At 50.8% G+C, this 3,536-nt stretch carries 3 protein-coding genes; 2 read left to right on the top strand and 1 reads right to left on the bottom strand.

Annotation, left to right across the window (positions count from 1 at the left end):
* Nucleotides 1-229: 229 nt before the first annotated feature.
* Complete coding sequence (locus tag Q0537_RS06410; protein WP_297880791.1) at nt 230-649, bottom strand: acyl-CoA thioesterase; 420 nt, start codon at nt 647-649, stop codon at nt 230-232.
* A gap of 184 nt (nt 650-833) precedes the next feature.
* Between Q0537_RS06410 and ciaB the strand changes: the two genes are divergently transcribed.
* Both ciaB and Q0537_RS06400 read left to right on the top strand, forming a co-directional pair.
* Nucleotides 834-2,648: an invasion protein CiaB gene (ciaB, locus tag Q0537_RS06405; protein WP_298979608.1), complete on the top strand. Its 1,815-nt coding sequence runs from the start codon at nt 834-836 to the stop codon at nt 2,646-2,648.
* 72 nt (nt 2,649-2,720) lie between these two features.
* Nucleotides 2,721-3,398, top strand: coding sequence for a hypothetical protein (locus tag Q0537_RS06400; RefSeq protein WP_299226178.1), 678 nt, complete (start codon nt 2,721-2,723; stop codon nt 3,396-3,398).
* Nucleotides 3,399-3,536: the final 138 nt, after the last annotated feature.

Here is a 3,536-nt window from a genome sequence, read left to right as displayed (position 1 = left end):
AAAATTCTAAAATTCTAAAATTCTAAAATTCTAAAATTCTAAAATTCTAAAATTCCAAAATTCCGTCTGCGAGGTTTTCCGCTAAAATACTGTACAGCAAAATTCCGCGCTTAAAATTATAAAATTTTATGCAGTAAATTCTGCGCACTAAGCTTATCCCACATAAAAATTTTCGCGTTATAAGCTTGACGCTAAAATTCCTTGAGCTAAAACTAAAGTCTAAAAAATTTTAAAATCCATGCAGCCGCTTAATCTCTGCGCTGATAGGCTTTTTTTGGCCTGATTTGGTCACGCTTACGTAGGTTGCGATCGCGCTGGTTACGTGCAAGCACTCGCGAAATCCATCCTCACCAAGCCGCAGCGCCGCGACCTCGATCTGCACGCGGATAGAGGTATTTCCCACACTTAGGACTTTTGCGTAGCAGCTGATGACATCGCCGATAAATACGGGCTGCTTGAAAGTTACTTCCTGCATCGAGATCGTCACGACCCGCTCGGGCGCTATCTCGCGCGCCGCCGTCGCGCCCGCTAAATCGATCTGCGCTAGTATCCAGCCGCCGAAAATATTGCCCGAGCTATTCGTATCCTTAGGCAGCGCTACGACCTTGATGCGCGGCTCGCCGAAATCGTCTAAGTCTAAATCGCTCATTTTTACTCCTTAAATTTAAAAATCTCGCATTTTAACCGCGCAAATTTAACACTTTTTCGATACAATCGGCAAAAATCTATGTCGAAATTTTAAAATTTTAAGCGGGCGTGAGGATAAAATTTAGCTCTCGAAGCAGACACATTCCGCTCGTAAAAAGACGATAAAACGGCAAAAAGGATACGCGATGAACGATTTTGCAAAACTTAGCGAGATGGCGGTCGCTGCTAAAGCGCGACTAAATGCCCTCTACGACGAGCCGCACGACGAGCTGATCGCGCGCGGGCTGGAGATCTGCGGCTTTGAGCCTAGCGATACTGCGCGCATCGCCGTACTGCGCCGCATCGTGGATCTCAAAGAGGATCCGCTACTGCAAGAATTTCGCCGCTTGGGCTACGATGAGGCGCGCCAGCGCGAGCTAAAGAGCAAAATGTACGACTTCACGCGCGAAATACACGAAGGCATGCACGCAGCGCTCATCGCCGAAGCGGGCGCGCATGGGATTTTACAGCCCTTTTATCTGGAGCTTTTAAAGGGCGTACACCGCATCGGGCTCGTACTAAGCGATATGCAAAAAAGCTGGCAAGCCCTAATTATCGAAGGCACGAACAAGCGCTTACAGCAGGAATTTAGCTCGCTTGCGCAGGCGAAGGAATTTTTACTGCAAGAGGAGCTGTTTATGCGCACGCCTCACGGCGAGATCTGCGAGCGCTGCTACGGCGCGATAGTGCAGCGCGAGGGCAAATCCCAAATGCTGCCCTACGCCGTGGCATTTGCGGATGAGACGGCAAAGCTGCAGAGCGAATTTAGCGATCTTTTGGAGCGCCTTGTGACGCTCGCGGGAGATGAGAGCGAGCTAGCCTACATCGCGTATCTAAGTAAGCTCAAACAGGCCTTTTGCGAAAGGGACGCTAGCGCCGTGATCGGCGCGTGGCGGGATGCGGAGATCGCGTGGATGGATATAAAAACGCCGCTTCAGATCGGCCATCCGCTTGAGTACTACGAGGACGCCTACACGCACGCAGTCGCGCTGGAATGGGACGTCAGGCTTGCGGGCGCGTATGAGTTTAGCGCGGAGGAATTTAAAGCGCGCGTAAGCGAGAGTTTTGAGCGCGCGTATGAAAAAATCGGCGCGAACAATGCCGTCATGCACTCGCTCGTGCTCTCAAACATCGCCAAGACCCAGCTTTACGTCTGCGCGCCGCTGATCTACTACGGCGCCGATCTTAACGGGCTCTTTTCGGCGCAGGTCGTGCCCAACGACGAGTTCGTAAGCACCAACTGCGGCAAGAAAATTTTCGCCTTCGTAAATTTCGTCTATGAAAGCGCCAAGGCTAGACCTTTTATGCGGCTAAGCAGCGAAATTTTCGACCTTAAGTATCTAAATTTCGGGCGCGAAATTTTATTTAAAAAGCCGCAAATTTGGCGCCGCGTCTACGAAATATCGACGATCGGACACGAGTTCGGGCATATATTTTTCATCGACGCGGACACCGAGGCGCGCATGAACCGCTCAGGGCTTTTTAAGCTCATCGAGGAGTACAAGGCGACCACCGGCGGGCTCGTGAACTTCTTTTTCCACGAGGAGGCGGAGTTTTGCCTGCCGGTGCTGGATGAGCTGATCCGCCGCGCCGTGGGCCTCATCGCGTGGCAGCGGGTGGAGGAGCTCAAGCCCTACTACTGCGAGGCTCTGATACATCTGAGCTTGCTTTTTGCATCGGGCGTTTTGAAATTTGACGGCATGCGGCTGGCGGTTAAATTTGACCGCGCAGGCTATGAGAGCTTCAAGGCCGCGTGCCTGCAAAACTATGAGGAGCTGGCGCGGCTTTATTGCGACAAAAAGGACGCGGCGGAATTTTTATCGCGCTTCGCGGAGCTTAGCGACGGCGTGTATCTGCCGCGCGAGACGCAAGTGCGGGAGTTTGTGGAGTTTTACTACTCGCGCTACGAAGCGATCGGCAACGAAACGGACCCTAGCAATGAGCGAGCAAAGTGGCTTTAAAATTTCGAACCCAAACCACGCCTTAAAATAATGGAAAGCTAGTAAAATTCCGCGGAATTTTAAGGGGAAAGCATGAGATATTTTAAAAATTTACTCTCTGATTTAAGAAGCGGCAGGCTCGCGCTGCATCCGATTTTGCTTGCGGCGACGTTTTGCATAGTGAAAATTTCGTGGCCTTATTTAATAGGACCTACGGGCGATGATGGCTCGGGCGGGACAATCTTCGGTAACTTCATATTTTGGGACCTTGCAGCATGCGCGTGTTTCATAGCGCTGGGCGCACATCTTGTCTATGTGGCGGGGCGTGGCAGCAAAAACAGCCAAAGTAGTAGCTGCGAAAACAGCGACTACGAAGGCGCGATGCAACCCCGTGGGCTGCGCTATTTAGCCGTGCTACGCACTATCTTATGCGCCCTATGCATCATCGCGTGCGTGGCGGGCTATCTTAGCGCGGATATAAATCACCAGAAATTAGGCGTTCTGAATTGGTTTTTCCCGACTGCGTTATTAAGCGCTTTCATATATTTGGTTGCGATCTGGATTGTTACGACCGACTCTGAAATAGTAGCTTGGGGTGCCGTCTTTGGGACAAGCTATGTAGTCGCTTGCTATGCGGTTTGCAAATGTTTTTTTTGGTATGGTGGATATGTATTTTGGAAAGGGTTGGAGATAATCTTTCCGCTAATTTGGGCGTTTCATTTCAAGCGCACCTACAAAAAGCGCCTAGCAGAGGAGATGCGCGAGGTGTAACTGCGAACTAAGCGCATAAATTTAACTCAAATTTATGCGGCATAGTCGCTTAATGAAAATACCCAGGCGTAGCCTGCACCGCTAGCGTCGTCGGGGGTTAGGTGGGGTTTGGGGCGGGAAGGGGAGCGACCTCGCAAT

It is taken from the genome of uncultured Campylobacter sp. (assembly GCF_938017775.1).
Lineage (GTDB): Bacteria > Campylobacterota > Campylobacteria > Campylobacterales > Campylobacteraceae > Campylobacter_B.
This window is presented reverse-complemented; position numbering and strand designations above follow the sequence as displayed.

Coding starts and splice junctions, on each gene's coding strand:
- Q0537_RS06410 (WP_297880791.1), bottom strand. CDS start 649: ATGAGCGATTTAGACTTAGACGATTTCGGCGAGCCGCGCATCAAGGTC.
- ciaB (WP_298979608.1), top strand. CDS start 834: ATGAACGATTTTGCAAAACTTAGCGAGATGGCGGTCGCTGCTAAAGCG.
- Q0537_RS06400 (WP_299226178.1), top strand. CDS start 2,721: ATGAGATATTTTAAAAATTTACTCTCTGATTTAAGAAGCGGCAGGCTC.